General features: G+C 60.4%; 14 protein-coding genes. 3 read left to right on the forward strand and 11 right to left on the reverse strand.

Features of this window, described 5'->3' with window-relative positions; translation table 11 throughout:
* Positions 1–8: 8 nt before the first annotated feature.
* The 3 genes from flgK to HW090_RS04475 form a co-directional block, all read right to left on the reverse strand.
* Positions 9–2030, reverse strand: coding sequence for a flagellar hook-associated protein FlgK (gene flgK, locus HW090_RS04465; RefSeq protein WP_179112344.1), 2022 nt, complete (start codon positions 2028–2030; stop codon positions 9–11).
* Between the two features lie 221 nt (positions 2031–2251).
* Positions 2252–3565 (reverse strand): flagellar hook protein FlgE, encoded by a 1314-nt coding sequence (gene flgE, locus HW090_RS04470; RefSeq protein ID WP_179112345.1) that lies wholly within the window; start codon positions 3563–3565, stop codon positions 2252–2254.
* 27 nt (positions 3566–3592) lie between these two features.
* A complete protein-coding gene (locus HW090_RS04475) occupies positions 3593–4282 on the reverse strand; it encodes a flagellar hook assembly protein FlgD (RefSeq protein WP_179112346.1) in 690 nt (229 codons plus the stop codon).
* Positions 4283–4565: 283 nt separating this feature from the next.
* Here HW090_RS04475 and HW090_RS04480 point away from each other — a divergent pair, with 283 nt between their 5' ends.
* Positions 4566–5402 carry a GNAT family N-acetyltransferase gene (locus tag HW090_RS04480; protein ID WP_179112347.1) on the forward strand — a complete coding sequence of 279 codons (837 nt, stop codon included), beginning with the start codon at positions 4566–4568 and terminating at the stop codon, positions 5400–5402.
* 449 nt (positions 5403–5851) lie between these two features.
* Here HW090_RS04480 and rpoS read toward each other — a convergent pair whose 3' ends face one another.
* The 8 genes from rpoS to HW090_RS04520 all read right to left on the reverse strand — a co-directional run bounded on the left by rpoS (position 5852) and on the right by HW090_RS04520 (position 12827).
* On the reverse strand, positions 5852–6835 hold the full coding sequence (rpoS, locus tag HW090_RS04485; protein WP_179112348.1) for an RNA polymerase sigma factor RpoS: 984 nt from the start codon (positions 6833–6835) through the stop codon (positions 5852–5854).
* Positions 6836–6933: 98 nt separating this feature from the next.
* On the reverse strand, positions 6934–7740 hold the full coding sequence (locus tag HW090_RS04490; protein ID WP_179114829.1) for a peptidoglycan DD-metalloendopeptidase family protein: 807 nt from the start codon (positions 7738–7740) through the stop codon (positions 6934–6936).
* A 28-nt stretch (positions 7741–7768) separates the two neighbouring features.
* Positions 7769–8734 carry a DUF368 domain-containing protein gene (locus HW090_RS04495; protein ID WP_179112349.1) on the reverse strand — a complete coding sequence of 322 codons (966 nt, stop codon included), beginning with the start codon at positions 8732–8734 and terminating at the stop codon, positions 7769–7771.
* A gap of 19 nt (positions 8735–8753) precedes the next feature.
* Positions 8754–9389 carry a protein-L-isoaspartate(D-aspartate) O-methyltransferase gene (locus HW090_RS04500; protein ID WP_179112350.1) on the reverse strand — a complete coding sequence of 212 codons (636 nt, stop codon included), beginning with the start codon at positions 9387–9389 and terminating at the stop codon, positions 8754–8756.
* Positions 9390–9427: 38 nt separating this feature from the next.
* Complete coding sequence (surE, locus tag HW090_RS04505) at positions 9428–10177, reverse strand: 5'/3'-nucleotidase SurE (RefSeq protein ID WP_179112351.1); 750 nt, start codon at positions 10175–10177, stop codon at positions 9428–9430.
* Positions 10178–11218 (reverse strand): tRNA pseudouridine(13) synthase TruD, encoded by a 1041-nt coding sequence (gene truD / locus HW090_RS04510; protein WP_179112352.1) that lies wholly within the window; start codon positions 11216–11218, stop codon positions 10178–10180.
* Positions 11215–11688, reverse strand: coding sequence for a 2-C-methyl-D-erythritol 2,4-cyclodiphosphate synthase (gene ispF / locus HW090_RS04515; RefSeq protein WP_179112353.1), 474 nt, complete (start codon positions 11686–11688; stop codon positions 11215–11217). The genes truD and ispF overlap by 4 nt, the downstream gene beginning before the upstream one ends.
* Before the next feature lie 71 nt (positions 11689–11759).
* Positions 11760–12827, reverse strand: a complete 1068-nt coding sequence (locus HW090_RS04520; protein ID WP_179112354.1) for an AI-2E family transporter — start codon at positions 12825–12827, stop codon at positions 11760–11762.
* Between the two features lie 310 nt (positions 12828–13137).
* Here HW090_RS04520 and HW090_RS04525 point away from each other — a divergent pair, with 310 nt between their 5' ends.
* Positions 13138–13551: a Spy/CpxP family protein refolding chaperone gene (locus HW090_RS04525; RefSeq protein ID WP_179112355.1), complete on the forward strand. Its 414-nt coding sequence runs from the start codon at positions 13138–13140 to the stop codon at positions 13549–13551.
* Positions 13552–13607: 56 nt separating this feature from the next.
* Positions 13608–14942: a HAMP domain-containing sensor histidine kinase gene (locus HW090_RS04530; RefSeq protein WP_179112356.1), complete on the forward strand. Its 1335-nt coding sequence runs from the start codon at positions 13608–13610 to the stop codon at positions 14940–14942.
* The last annotated feature ends 82 nt before the right edge of the window (positions 14943–15024 follow it).

Here is a 15024-nt window from a genome sequence, read left to right on the forward strand (position 1 = left end):
GTCATGCCTCAAAAGCTATTGATCAGGGTATCGAACGTAGAGCGTGCAACTTGAATAATCTGTGAGGCCGCCGTGTAATAGTGTTCGAACCGAATCAAGTTGGCCGCTTCCTCATCGAGGTTCACCCCCGATAGCGATTGCTGGCTACTGACCGCCTGGGTCAGGATGGCTTCGGTAGCAGCCGCATCGAGCTTGGCCTGATTGGTCTTGGCACCTACTGTCTCGATCAGGGAGCTGTAGGTGGTAGTCAGGCTCATGCCACTGCCGCCATTGACCGCAACTGTATTGGCCGATTGCAAGTCTGCCACTGCCAATGCGTTCCGGTTGTCATTACTGCCATTGATGTTGAAAGCGACCGTCAGGCTGTCCCCCGCTGCTGGAGAGCCTGCCAGTGTCATTTCGAACGAATAGCTGACAGGCACACTGGGAGGATTGGACGGAACGGTGACGCTTATTTTATTACTCTGCCCCGGCACGATACTGCCCACACCAATGCTGCTGCCCGCGGCATCGTAGAGGGTATAGCCCTGGGTGCCGCCACTGGCCGCGTCGTATACCAACTTGATCGGCGTCCCGTTCTCGAGGCTGGCCTGCATGTCGGCTACCGCAGCACCATTGAGGCTATCAATCTGCGTTGTGAGGATCGGCTGGGTGAGACTGCCCGTACCGACATTGCCTGTCGACAGCGAGCCCTTCAACGGAGCAGCAAAGGCCAACTGATTCGAATCAGTCATCTTCACGGAAATATCGCCCGCGCCCGAACGGGTCGGCAGGATAGTGAATGTATCGCCCGCCGCGACAGTACCGGCATCGATCCGTAGGGAAAAACCTTCGATCACGGGCGTCGGACTGGTAGTCAGATCGAAATTGCCTATGCTCTTGCCGTCCGACAAGCGCCGTACCGAATATTCACTCGCACTGCTGAACGTCACCTCATAGTCGCTGGTGGTCAGTTGACTGGTATCGGCGATAACGACACCGAGGTTGGCTGTCGTATCGCTGTTCCCGACCCGGGCCAGACTACGCTGCCCTTGCAAAACAGGGTCGTTGACATCACCGAACAGCATGGCACCGAGCTCACTGTTGAGGTCGAGCCCCTGCCCCAGCTGGCTATTGATCCGGTCAGCCGCAACCAGGGCCATACGCCCGAGATCATTGCGCGTGCTGTCGAGCACATCGTCGCGATAGCGCAGCAAGCCACCAATCTGCCCCCCATTGGCTGCCGTGCTGATGTCCAGTGTCGAGTAGCCATTCTGTGTCATGTGCAGCGCGAAGCGCGACGGGTCTTCCGCGCTGGGCACGGCACTCAGTTGCGAGGCGGAGCTACCCACGACCAGAGGCTGGCCATTGCCGATGAAGAGGTTATAACTGTTGCCCTGCTCGACGACCGTCACACCGACCAGTTCGGACAACTCGCGAACAGCCTCATCACGCTTGTCGAGCAAGTCATTGGGGGATGAGCCTGATGCCGCTGCGGTAATGATGGACTGGTTGTACTGGGCTACGCTGGATGCCAGGCTGTTGGCCTGCTGCGTCATACTGGACAACTGCTGGTTGATATAGCCGTTCTGCTCGACCAACTGGCTGTGTATCGAGTTGAAACGCTCTGCCAGAGACTTGGACTGGGTCAGCAGCAACTGCCTGGAGGCGGTATCCGTCGGGCTGGCAGAGGCCGTCTGCAGTGACGCGAAAAAACTCTCGAGTACCTTCGTGACACCTGTCGTGCTGTCAGCCAGCATCGAGTTGACCTGATTGATCTGGGTCAGATAGGTCTGCGCTTCGCTATCCAGTGCCGTCGACGTCCGCACCTGGGTAGTAAGATAGCCACTGTACAGGCGCCGTACATCCGTGATGGTCGAGCCGCTGCCAAGGTAACTTGCGCCTAGCTGCTGGGACGAACTGGCCACCTGCACAGCCCGCTGGCGTGTATAACCAGCAGTATCGGTATTGGTGACGTTGTTACCCGTGACCGTCAGTGCCGTCTGGCTCACGCGGATCCCGGAAACTCCGATTGCAAGAAGGTCAGCCATGAGTCACCTCGGAGTCTTCTGTTGAAAGCGCCACGCGCTCGCACAATGCCTCTTCCGGGCTGGATCGGTGCTGGCCGGAGCCAGTCATGACGATATAAAGCAGCTTGTTCACACCAACCTCCAGCTAAAAACGACACCCATGCACAGTACGACGACACACATCAAAGCCTTGCCAATGAAAAGAATGCCTCCGGCTTCACGCAGGCACTCCATCCTACTCATCAACGGATATTGATGATCGTCTGGGAGATGGTGTTCTCGGTTTCGATGGTCTTGGCGTTCGCCTGGTAGTTGCGCTGCGCCACGATCAGATCGACCAGTTGCGAGGTCAGGTCAACGTTCGAGTCTTCCAGTGCGCCAGCGGCGATGGAGCCTAGCGTGCCGGAGCCCGGCGTTCCGATGACAGGCTCACCCGAGGCCAGGGACTGTTTCCAGGCCGTACCGCCCACCGGGACCAGACCCTGCATGTTGGCGAAGGTCGCCAGCGCGGTCTGGCCGATCACTTTCGACTGCCCGTTGGTGTAGGTGGCGAACAGCTGGCCGGTCTCATCGACCGACAGACCGGACAACTGCCCGGTCGTGTAGCCATCCTGGTACAGGCTGTTGACCGCGAAGCTGGTGTTGGTCTGGGTCATCTTGCGCATGTCCAGCGTCACGCCGGTGCCACTTGCTTCCGCCCCATTCTCGCCCCAGGTGACAGGACTGGTCGTGGAATCGGTGATCGCCGCCGGCACCCAGTTGGTCAGGCTCAGGGTGCCATCGGTATTGACGGTGAAGTCGGAGGAGTCCAGCGAGGAAAGATCCAGGCTGCCCGCCGTGGTGAAGGTCAGGTCGGCCGTATAAGGCGTGGTACTGGTCGGATCCTGCGGGTTTCGCCCGTCGATCAGCACGTGCATGGTCCACTCATTGCCATCCGTCTTGACGAAGTACTGGCTCATGGTGTGGGCGTTGCCCTGGGAGTCGTACAACGAGACGGAGGTCGACCAGTTGTACGACGTGGACGTCGACGGGTTGAACGGCGTGGTTGCCGGCACCTTGGCCGCCGAGTTGAGCGCCAGCGACTGGGTCACGGTAGTGGTCGCATTCGGCTCCTGGTTGCTGGTATCCACCACCAGGTTGGTCAGCACGCCATTCACCAGGTTGCCGTCGGCATCCACGCCATAGCCCATGAGGTTATTACCGGAGCTGTCGACGACATTGCCCTGGTTATCGACTTTGAAGGCCCCGGCCCGGGTGTAGAGCTGCGAACCGCCGTCATTGACGATGAAATAACCGCTGCCGTTGATGGCAAGGTCCAGGCTGTTGTCGGTATAGCTGATGTTGCCCTGCGTGAATTGCTGGGCGATATCGGCGGTGAGCACACCGCTACCGACCGGGTTGCTGCCCGTACCGAACATGGTGCTGGCATACAGGTCAGCGAACTCCGCACGCGAATACTTGAAACCCGTCGTACCCGTGTTGGCAATGTTGTTACCCGTCACGTTGAGGTGGGTACTTGCGGCCTTCAACCCACTAAGCGCTGTATTGAACGACATATCCGAATACTCCCGCGTGCAATTCCGTTACTGACCGATACTGATGACTTTCGACAAGGAAAGGCTGCCAGCACCTGCAAGATTCAAATTCATTTCTCCACTGCCGATGGTCACGCTGCTCACTTTCGCTGGCAGGTGAGTCGTCAATGCCGTGGTAGTGCCATCCAGCGAGCCGCTGGCCTTGAACGTATAGGCAGCGCTCGCCATCGCATTGCCATCCTGATCGGTGCCATCCCAAGTGAAGTCCACGGTCCCGCTCTTGCTCTGACTGTCGAGGGGGATCGTCTTGACCAGGCTTCCTGCGGAGTCATAGACCTTCACCGATATCGAGTCGGCGGCAGAAGGAATCACGATAGAACCCTTCATTTCAGTGCCAGCCTCGACATAAGCAGTTCCTGTCGAGACGATCACGTTGCGCCCGACCAGTGACGAAGCCTGCAAGGCCTGCGACGACTGGTACGAACTCACCAGGGTATCCATCGAGGTGGACAGGTTGGACAGGCTCTCGAGGCTGCTGAACTGCGCAAGCTGGGCCACGAACTCACTGTTGTCCTGGGGATCGAGCGGATTCTGGTTATTCAGTTGCGTAACCAGCAGCATCAGGAAGTCGTTCTTCCCGAGGCTGTCATAACTGGACTTATTGGTCGTGGAGGTCGTGGTACCGGAGTATTGAGACAATATCGAATTGCTGCTGGATACACCGTCAGTCGTACTCATTGCCTACCTCCTTCACAGCCCGAAACGAGCACCTTTTGAATAGTTTTAGCAATAGATGTGCCAACTCTCGAATGGCCCATTCTGCGGCCTTGCGCCCGTCTCCCCGAGAAAAAGCGGCAAGCCATTGCCGCCAGGGGGCAAACAGCGGCAATGACGGCGGCGACATGGCTTGCGCAAATCATCCCTGGAGGTGCAACGCCCGGCGCAACCGGGCCAAGGGGGCTTTATCGGTTTAGAATGCCGCCCCACGCCACGTTAACGACCTCGCATCAAGGGCCATGGCATGCACACGCTGAGCATTCAACGCCTACGCGCAGAACAGCAGCCCCTGGTGAACGGCTTCTATAAAAGCCATAAAAGCCCGACACGGGCGCCAAAGGGCATCGAATACTGGATCGCCAGGAAAGGCGAAATCGTGGCGGCCTGCTGCCTGACGGCAGTGCCAGGAGGATTCTGGCTGACGGGCCTCTTCGTCGCACCGGGCGAGCGTATGCAAGGCATCGCCAGCGTACTGCTACGGGAGCTGTCCTCCCGCATTCAGGCCCCGGTGTGGCTGTTCTGTCATCCATCACTACAGCCCATGTACGAGAAGGCTGGCCTCACCCCTTGCGACGAGCTCCCACAATCACTCACAGAAAGACTGACCCGCTACCAGCGCAGCAAATCACTGATAGCCATGAGCAAGGCCCCGAACATGAATACATTGAACATCGCCAGCGCATGCCTGCTGGACAGCGACAACCGACTGCTGATCGTGCGCAAGCGCGGTACGCAGCTTTTCATGCTCCCTGGGGGAAAGGCAGAACAGGGCGAAACGCCGCTGCAGACCCTGACTCGTGAGTTGATGGAGGAGCTGGGAGTGCAGATGACTCCCGAAGACTTCCGTCTCCTGGGGCACTTTCAGGCAGAAGCAGCCAACGAGCCGGGCTTCACGGTCCAGGCCACTGTATTCGTTGCCAGGTTGGATATGCCCGTCGCAGCGCAGGCAGAACTGGAAGAACTCGAATGGCTGGAATGGCCAGGCAGCGCCCCGGAAAGACTGGCACCCCTGCTCAGAAACAACGTTCTGCCAGCACTGCTCGAAGAGATGCAAAAGACCGGGCACGGCACCAGCGCCTGAATTGCGCGCATAAAAAAGGGGCGGGGAAACCCCGCCCGCCTTCTTCCCTGTCCCTTGGTTCCTGTCATCGTCCTGATGAATCTATTCCCTGGATTGTCCCTACCACTCAATCCTTGAGCGGTTGCGCCATCCTGAGCACGGAACCGATGATAATGATTCCAGTGAGGGGCACAACCTCGCAAAAACATCGGACACCCTACGAGGCCATCGCCCTAGGAACGCGAACCCTTTGCAAATCAGTCAGTTAAAAATCCCCCTGGGAAAACAGCCAGGATTCATATGGTTTTTTCAGACATTACTTACAACACCTGTAAGCGAATGCTTACACGAATAAGAGCAGACCTGCCCAACCTTCGCGACAATAGCGATCCTCCCAATGACACAGGGCGCCATCCGCATGCGGATGGCGCCCCGATAGTCAAACGACAGCAAAGGCCTTGTACGAACCGCTAGCGAAACAGGAAATCCCCGGACAACCCATTGCGCTCCATGATTTCCCGCAAGCGCTTGAGGGCCTCGACCTGAATCTGCCTGACACGCTCACGGGTCAAACCAATGGCTTGCCCGACCTCCTCCAGCGTACAGCTGTCATGCCCCCGCAGGCCAAAGCGGCGGATAACCACATCCCGCTGCTTTTCGTTCAGGTCAGACAGCCAGGCATCGATACTGCTCGCCAGGTCATCGTCCTGCAGCAACTCACAGGGATCGTTTGGCGTTTCGTCTTTCAGCATGTCGAGCAACGTCTTGTCGTTGTCCGGCCCAAGCGAGACATCCACCGAGGTGACACGTTCGTTGAGCCCGAGCATGCGCTTGACCTCTGCGACTGGCTTGTCGAGCAGCTGTGCGATCTCTTCGGGGCGAGCCTCATGGTCGAGCTTTTGCGTCAGTTCGCGAGCCGCCCGCAGGTACAGGTTGAGTTCCTTGACCACGTGGATGGGCAGTCGGATCGTACGGGTCTGGTTCATGATCGCCCGTTCGATGGTCTGCCGTATCCACCAGGTGGCATAGGTGGAGAACCGGAACCCCCGCTCCGGATCGAACTTCTCGACAGCGCGAATCAGACCGAGATTACCTTCCTCGACTAGGTCGAGCAGCGAAAGTCCCCTGTTCAGGTAGCGCCGGGCGATCTTCACGACCAGGCGCAGGTTGCTTTCGATCATGCGCTTGCGCCCTGCCGGGTCGCCCTTCTGGGCGAGCCTGGCAAAGTGCACTTCCTCGTCAGGCGTCAGTAGCGGGGAAAAGCCGATTTCATTGAGATAGAGCTGGGTCGCGTCAAGCGCACGGTGGTATTCGATGGACGCATTCTGCCGGACGGCGGGCTGTGCTAGCGAAGCGGCAGGACGCCGCTTGCTTCGGGTCTGGAGTGTGGTTGACTCCATGAGTACGACGCAGTCATCCACGTCAAACTCCGGCGCTTCTTTCTTGAGTGCCATTATTGTTTTCCCGTTCTGAGTTCGACCACAGACTCGGGCAACACACATGATCCTTGTCATCACCCGAGCCTCCCTGTGCGGGAGCGGGTGGCCATGAATCAGCGCTTGGGCAGATAGTTCTGAGGATCCACAGGTTTACCCTGACGGCGTATCTCGAAATGCAGCTTCACCCGGTCAGTGCCCGTCGATCCCATCTCGGCTATGGTCTGCCCAACCTTGACTCGTTGGCCTTCCCGCACCAGCAGCCTACGATTGTGGCCGTAGGCGCTTACATAGGTATCGTTGTGCTTGATGATCACAAGTTCGCCGTAACCCCGTAGACCACTGCCGGCGTACACCACAGTTCCATCAGAAGCAGCCAGGACAGGCTGTCCCAATTCCCCCGCGATATCAATGCCTTTATTCAAACTGCCGTTTGATGAAAAACGCCCGATGATCGTACCGCTTGCAGGCCACGCCCAGCCGCTCGATGAGCGCACCTGAGTCGATACCGGCGTCTGCACGGGGGGCGTCGCAGGCGTCTGGACAGGCGTGACGGGCGGAGGGACGGGAACGGTCGAAACCACCACCGGCGAAGATGTCGTCGTGCTCTGCACGGGCCGTGAGGACGCCGATGGACGACTGCTGGCCACGGCCTGCGAAGCCCTCCCATCGAAGCGGATGGTCTGCCCCGGGTAGATGGTATAGGGCGCGGGAATATTGTTGCGTTGCGCCAATGCGCGAAAATCCCAGCCAAAGCGGAATGCGATCGACCACAGCGTATCCCCACGCCGTACCACATATTGCCCCGAGGTAACCGCCGGCCTGCTGTTGCGATCCACGACCTGGACATTGCCCGGAGCAGGTGAAGAGGCACAACCGGACAACAACAGGGCTGCCGCGAGCAGCGCCACGAGAGTCGGCATCGATGACAGCAGGTGGGGATTCAAACACTCACTCCTTTGTCCGTTGCGGCAGATGCTGGCTACCCTCGCCCAGAACCACCTCATCACGCACGGCCAGGCGCTCCAGACCGAGCACCAGCACGACGGCGGCCAAGGCCAGGGAGATGGCGATCCACAACTGAGGATCGTCTCCGATGACGCTGGCGTAGTCCCAGGGCAGCAGGTTCTCCTGCAACAGCGGGAAAGACTCGCCCCGGCTGTTGGTCTGCCAGGTCAGCGTCTGCTTCCACGGCCATACCTTGCCCAGCGAGCCCAGCATGATACCGGTCAGGAACGCCAGGGTAACGTCACGCACATGCTGCAGCATCCAACTGAGCAGCCTGGAAAAACTCATCAAGCCAATCAGGCAACCCGCACTGAATACAGCCAGTGTGCCGATCTCCAGTCCTTTGACCGCGCCAAGCACCACGGGATACAGACCAAGCAACACCAGAATGAAGCTACCGGAAATCCCCGGCAGGATCATCGCACTGATCGCCACGGCACCCGCCCAGAACAGGGTGAACGGGGTCGCCGTCAGTTGCAGGGGCGCCGCCATGGTGATCCACAGCGCCAGCGCCAGGCCAGCGGCGAAGAACATCAGCCTGCCGAGGCTCCAGGCTGCCACCTCGCGCCCGACCAGGTAGACGGACACCAACACCAATCCGAAGAAGAAGGCCCAGAGCAGTACCGGATGCGCCTGCATCAGCCAGGTAATGACACGCGCCAGGGTGAAGACGCTGGTCAGAATGCCGACGATCAGCACCAGCAGGAAGGTGGCGTTGCAATGCGCCCAGGCATCGCGGAAACGGCCACGCAGGAACATCAGCAACGCAGTCGGGATCGAGGCCATGGACTGCAGCAACTTGTCATAGATGCCCACGACCAAGGCGACAGTCCCGCCGGAAAACCCAGGCACTACATCGACGGCGCCCATGGCCATGCCCTTGATGTAAAGCAGGAACGTGTTTTTCATGAATTCATCCGCTGAATCTTCAAATGACAGGCCCGTTGAGCAAGGGCACGAAACGCACGGTATCGAGCAAGTGACGTGAGAAACCACCCTCCTCCCGGACAATCAGCATCAATTGCTGCACATCGCCCGTACCGACCGGTATGACCAGGCGCCCGCCCGGCGCCAACTGCTCCAGCAGCGCCTGTGGCACATCGGCCGCTGCCGCCGTGACGATGATGCCGTTGTAAGGCGCCAGCGCAGGCCAGCCCTCCCAACCGTCGCCCCAGCGAAAGACCACATTACGCAACCTGAGTTCGGCCAGACGCTCCTTGGCGCGATCCTGCAGCGCCTGGATACGCTCCACCGAAAACACCCGCTCGACCAGTTGCGCCAGCACGGCCGTCTGGTAACCGGAACCGGTGCCGATCTCCAGCACCTTATCCAGCGGACCATCCGCCACCAGCAACTCGCTCATGCGGGCGACCATGAAGGGCTGGGAGATCGTCTGGTTATGGCCGATCGGCAGTGCCGTGTCTTCATAGGCTCGGTGCGCCAGCGCTTCGTCGACGAAAAGGTGCCTGGGCGTACGCCTGATGATTTCCAGCACATGGGGATTGGACAACCCCTCCTCATAGAGCCGCTGGATCAGGCGATCGCGTGTGCGCTGGGAGGTCATGCCGGTTCCATGACGCAGAAACTCTTCCTGCCGACTGCTCACATCAAGCCTCCCAGCCAGCTGTCCAGCCCCTGGAAAGCTTCATGGAAGGTGCGATCCAATTGCAGAGGCGTGATCGAGACATAGCCCTGCATGATGGCGTGGAAGTCCGTTCCCGGGCCGCCCTCTTCCGCGTCACCTGCAGCGGAAATCCAGTACCCCACCTTGCCACGGGGGTTGGCCTGCTGGACCGGAGGCTTGGAGCGCTGCCGATGCCCCAGCCGCGTCAGCTGCATGCCACGAATGCGCTCCAGAGGCAGATTGGGAATGTTCACACTCAGCACGGTACGCGCCGGCACGTCGAGCGCGGCGTGATTCTGGATCAGGATGCGAGCGATGTGCGCGGCGGCCGGCAGGTTGTCCGGCTCACGCGAGACGAGGGAGAAGGCGAACGCGGGCCGCCCGGTGAAGCGCCCCTCGATGGCGGCGGCCACCGTCCCCGAGTACAGCACGTCGTCGCCCAGGTTGGCGCCCAGGTTGATCCCGGAAACCACCATGTCGGGTACGTCGGGCAACAATCCGTTGATCCCCAGGTGGACGCAATCGGTGGGCGAGCCATCGATCCCGATGAACCCGTTGGGCATCGTCACGGGATGCAGGGGACGGTCCAGCGTCAGCGAACTGCTCGCGCCACTCATGTCCCGGATAGGTGCAATCACCGTGCAGCGGGCATCGTCGCGAAGCGCGCCATGAAGCGCGGCGAGCCCGGGAGCATGAACCCCGTCGTCGTTGGCGATCAAAATATGCATTCAGATGTCCGTCTGCCCCGCCAGACTGACCAGTTCACGCACCACGGCTGTGGCAAAGCATCCGGTCGGCAGGACGAATTCAAGTTGCAGAATTTCAGGCTCGGGATAATGCCATGACAAACCGCTTATGGGGAGGCGCAGAATGCGTCGCTCATGTTTCATGCCCGCCGAAGACAACCAGTCGCTCAACTGCCTGGCCTTGTCGGCCACCGCCTGCTCCGCGCTCTGCACCGCACCGGCTGCGGGCGATGGGCCATCACCCCACAGCGGGCCACTGGGATGCAGGTCCAGCGCAGCCAGGCGTGGGTCCTGACACTCGGGCTCGCCTGCGGGAAAAAAGCTGCGACTGTCCGTGAACACGAGCAAGTCCCCGACCGTTGCGCGATCCCAACTGCCATCGGCAACCCGCCCCGCCAGCACGTGATTGAAGAGATAGCTGCGCGCGGCGGACAGTGAACGGGAGCGCAGGTTACGTTGTTCCGGCAATACGCCAGCCTGCGCGAACTCCTGGGCCCGAATCAGATTGGAACCGGAAAAGCCGAAACGCTGCATACCGAAATAATTGGGCACGCCGGATTGGCGCACACGCTCCAGCCGCTCATCCAGGGCCGCGATGTCCGCTTGCAGATGCCGCAGGCGCAAACGGAAGCCATTGGCCGAATGCGCGCCACGCTGCAGCTTACGCAGGTGCCGGGTCTGCTCGAGGATGCGCAGCGTCTCGCTTTGCAAGGAAGAGAGGTCAGGATCGGCCTTGCCGGGAAGGTGCAGGCTGAACCACTGTCGGGTCAGCGCCTGTCGGTCCTTGAGCCCGGCATAGCTGACGGCCCGCAACGGCACACGGGCGGCCCGGGCGATCTGCCGGGCGGCTTCTTCGGTATTGAGGTTGCGCTTCTCCACCCACAGCCAGAGATGCTCACCCTCTCCTGCCAGCGGGATGTCCAGCACCTCGTCGACCTGGAAGTCCTCGGCAGTCTCCTTGAGCACGGCGCTGCCGCACGGCCCGCCATAGGCCCATGGCCCCAGCAACTCCTGCTCGGTCATGGCTTGAGCAACAGGGTCACGGCGTGCACCGCGATACCTTCCTCGCGCCCGACGAAACCCAGGCGCTCGGTGGTGGTTGCCTTGACGTTGACCTGATCGATATCGAGTTGCAGGTCTTCGGCGATGAGCGCACGCATGGCGTCGATATGGGGTGCCATCTTCGGCGCCTGCGCCAGGATGGTCGCGTCGACATTGCCGATCCGCCATCCCTTGCCCAGTACCAGCGACACCACGTGCCGCAACAGCACCCGGCTGTCGGCACCCTTGTAACGCGGATCGGTGTCAGGGAAATGCCGACCGATATCACCCAAGGCACAGGCACCCAGCAAGGCATCGCTCAGCGCATGCAGAAGCACGTCACCATCCGAGTGGGCCACGAACCCCCGGTGGTAAGGGATCTTCACCCCTCCCAGGACGAGATGATCTCCATCACCGAAACGATGCACGTCATAGCCATGACCGATACGCATAAACTGCCCATGTCCCGAATCAACAAGCCGCGGATTCTACAGGAAACGACAGCCGGCGGACGCATCGATGCCTACGCGCCCTCCACACCGGCCTCCTCCTCACGCTCGGTGAACAGATCCCAACTGGCCATGAACAACGCGGCGATCAACGGACCGATGACAAAACCATTGAGCCCGAACAACGAAAGACCGCCGAGGGTCGAGATCAGCACGACGTAATCCGGCATCTTGGTGTCCTTGCCCACCAGGGTCGGACGCAGGAGGTTGTCGACCAGGCCGATCACCAGGATGCCGTAGGCAATCAGCACCACGCCGGAAACGATCGACCCGCTGAGCAGGAAGTAGATGGCCACGGGCGTCCAGATCAAGCCCGCCCCCACCGCCGGCAGCAGGGACAGCAATGCCATCAGCACACCCCACAGCAATGCGCTGGGAATACCCAGGATGGCGAAGATCAAGCCACCCAGCGCGCCCTGCACCACGGCGATGATGATATTGCCCTTGACCGTGGCACGGACCACCTGGGTGAACTTGCTGAACAGCTTCTTCTTCTGATCGCCGCTCAGCGGGACGGCCTGATAGAGGCGCTTGACCAGATCGCGCCCATCGCGAATCAGGAAAAACAGCAGGTAAAGCATCACGAAGAAGCCGATGACGAACTGAAAGGTACCCTGCCCGAAGCTGAACGCCTTGGTCGCCAGATACTGGCTGCCCTGCAACGCGCTGCTGCCGAGGCGCTCGCGCAGATCACTCATGTCGCTCAGGCCGAAGCGCTGCAGATAGCCCTGGATCGAGGCGGGCAACATCTCCTTGACCTGGATGACATAACTGCCGACGTCCAGCTCGCCACTGTTGATACGCGCGTACAGCGTGGTTCCTTCCTGCACCAGCAATCCCGTGATGAAAATGACCGGCAGAACAGCAATCAGCAGGCTGGCCAGCAAAGTCGTCAGGGCGGCCAGGTTGCGCCGGTTGTTGAAGCGGATCAACAGCCGGCGCTGCAGGGGTGAGAACAGGATGGCGAGAATGACGGCCCAGAAGACCGCACCATAGAAGGGCCAGAGTATCCAGCCGAACGCCAGCGTCACCAGCACCAACAGACTCAGGAACACCTTTTGTTCGAAGATCAGATTGCCCATGGGGCCTCCTTGTTTTAAACCGCCCAGGAGCACTCATGCTCCAACCCCGGAGCCTACACAGACTCATATGAAAGCGGGAACGTTCAATGCCATGATCGGCGCCAATCAGAACATGAGCGCACTGGCAAATACATCGAGCCAGACGGAAAATGCACCCGGCCAACGCATTGGTCGCCTTTACCAAGCCTTTACCCATGCCTGACCACGCTTGACCTTGCCCTCCCTAGACTGTGTACATCCGGTTCGGCAAGCCTGTCGGACAAACGCCAGGCAACCAGACAACCGGGAGTCATACACAGGAGAGTCCATCATGCGAAAAACCCTTATCAGCCTGCTGTTCGTCGCCGCCCTGCCAACCCTGGCCATGGCCTCGCCCGAAGGGCACCCGGCACGCCCCTTCGAACACCATGGCAAACCGCCGCTTCACCAACTGGACCTGAGCAAGGAGCAGCAGAAAGAAGTACGCAAACTGATCGGCACCCAAATGAAGAATCGCCACGAGATCACCCAGCGCTACCTCGATAAACTGCCGGAAGCCGAGCGCAATGCGTTCCAGAATGAACTGAACGCCAACCGGGAAAACACCGACAAGGCAATCAAGGCCCTGCTCACCCCGGAACAGCAGAAGCAGTTCGCCGAACATCAGCGCAAGCAACAGGAAAAACGCGCCGAACACGCTGAATTCCTGAAATGGAAAGCCGAGCGCGAACAGAAGAAAAACTGATCCATCCAACGCCCCGGCAGCTCTGACAGCCGGGGCGAACACATTGCGGAGGCCTCTTGCGCTCACTCTTCTGGCGAATACTCGCCACATTCTGGCTGGCCATCACCCTGGTCGCAGTACTCGCCATGCTGCTGGGGCGCGCCTTGAACCAGGACGCCTGGATCATCGGCCGGCATCCTGCGATCAAGGGACTCGCCGCCGACTGGGTGCAGACCTACGAGCAAAGAGGCTCATCGGCGGCACAACGGCTGCTGGAGCAGCAAAAGCACCGCTTCCATATCGACACGCAAGTACTGTCGGAAAACGGCCACCCCGTCATCCCCGGCACCTTCCCGCCTCGCGCCGCCGCGTTCGAAGCGCGCAAGCAATACCGCGAGGAACAATTGCCCTGGCGGCGGCTGACCACTGAATACACCAGCCCCAGCAGCGGCGAGACCTACCTGTTCATCTACCGAATCCCGCACCCCGAGCTCAACGACTGGCACCGCGACAGCCTGCTCTGGCCCCTGAGTGCCATCGGCATCGCCCTGATCGTGCTGACAGGCTTCAGCCTGCTCCTGACCCTCTCGATCACCCGCCCACTCGACCGACTGCGCGGCGCCGTGCACGACCTGGGCCAGACCAGCTATCAACAGACCTCCCTGGCCCGCCTGGCGCGGCGCCGCGACGAACTGGGCCTACTGGCCAATGACTTCAACCGCATGGGCGCACGCCTGCAAAAGCTGATCGGCAGCCAACGCCAACTCCTGCGCGACGTCTCCCATGAATTGCGCTCGCCCCTCGCAAGGCTGCGTATCGCACTGGCACTGGCAGAACGTGCAACACCCGAAGAGCGCCAGAGCATCTGGCCCAGGCTGGGCAAGGAATGCGACCGGCTGGAGACCCTTATCGCGGAGATACTGGAACTCGCCCGGATGGATGCGGAGCCTGGCACTCCGACGCCAGTCGATCTCGAAGAGATCTTTTTCCAACTGCAGGAAAACGCCCGGATAACCGCCCCCGGCGTACAGATCATGAGCCAGGTGCAGCCAGACATCGACTTCCTGGGGTGGCCCGACATACTCGAACGCGCCCTGGACAACCTGCTACGCAACGCCCTGCGCTTCAGCCCAGCACAGGCAGAAATAAGGCTGAGCGCCCAGGTCGAGTCCGGACAACTGATCCTCAGCGTGCAGGATCAAGGGCCAGGTGTAGACCCCGCCTACCTGCCCCACCTGAGCGAGCCGTTCTACCGAGCCCCAGGCCAAACTGCCGCAGGGCACGGCCTGGGACTGGCCATTGCACAGCGCGCAGCCGAGCGACACGGCGGCAAGCTCGCTCTGGCCAACCACCCGGAAGGCGGCTTCATCGCCAGCCTGCACCTGCCTCTGGCGAACGAAGACAAGGGGTAATCCCCCGGAACCAGCACATAGACGGAATCGCAGGCGAAAAAATACCCCGACCTTTTCCAAGGGCGGGGTATCGAGTACCGGT

It is taken from the genome of Pseudomonas sp. ABC1 (assembly GCF_013395055.1).
Classification (GTDB): domain Bacteria; phylum Pseudomonadota; class Gammaproteobacteria; order Pseudomonadales; family Pseudomonadaceae; genus Stutzerimonas.

Bases quoted from the DNA above. Each gene is read 5' to 3' on its own strand.
- flgK (WP_179112344.1), bottom strand. From the start codon at position 2,030: ATGGCTGACCTTCTTGCAATCGGAGTTTCCGGGATCCGCGTGAGCCAG.
- flgE (WP_179112345.1), bottom strand. From the start codon at position 3,565: ATGTCGTTCAATACAGCGCTTAGTGGGTTGAAGGCCGCAAGTACCCAC.
- HW090_RS04475 (WP_179112346.1), bottom strand. From the start codon at position 4,282: ATGAGTACGACTGACGGTGTATCCAGCAGCAATTCGATATTGTCTCAA.
- HW090_RS04480 (WP_179112347.1), top strand. From the start codon at position 4,566: ATGCACACGCTGAGCATTCAACGCCTACGCGCAGAACAGCAGCCCCTG.
- rpoS (WP_179112348.1), bottom strand. From the start codon at position 6,835: ATGGCACTCAAGAAAGAAGCGCCGGAGTTTGACGTGGATGACTGCGTC.
- HW090_RS04490 (WP_179114829.1), bottom strand. From the start codon at position 7,740: ATGCCGACTCTCGTGGCGCTGCTCGCGGCAGCCCTGTTGTTGTCCGGT.
- HW090_RS04495 (WP_179112349.1), bottom strand. From the start codon at position 8,734: ATGAAAAACACGTTCCTGCTTTACATCAAGGGCATGGCCATGGGCGCC.
- HW090_RS04500 (WP_179112350.1), bottom strand. From the start codon at position 9,389: ATGACCTCCCAGCGCACACGCGATCGCCTGATCCAGCGGCTCTATGAG.
- surE (WP_179112351.1), bottom strand. From the start codon at position 10,177: ATGCATATTTTGATCGCCAACGACGACGGGGTTCATGCTCCCGGGCTC.
- truD (WP_179112352.1), bottom strand. From the start codon at position 11,218: ATGACCGAGCAGGAGTTGCTGGGGCCATGGGCCTATGGCGGGCCGTGC.
- ispF (WP_179112353.1), bottom strand. From the start codon at position 11,688: ATGCGTATCGGTCATGGCTATGACGTGCATCGTTTCGGTGATGGAGAT.
- HW090_RS04520 (WP_179112354.1), bottom strand. From the start codon at position 12,827: ATGGGCAATCTGATCTTCGAACAAAAGGTGTTCCTGAGTCTGTTGGTG.
- HW090_RS04525 (WP_179112355.1), top strand. From the start codon at position 13,138: ATGCGAAAAACCCTTATCAGCCTGCTGTTCGTCGCCGCCCTGCCAACC.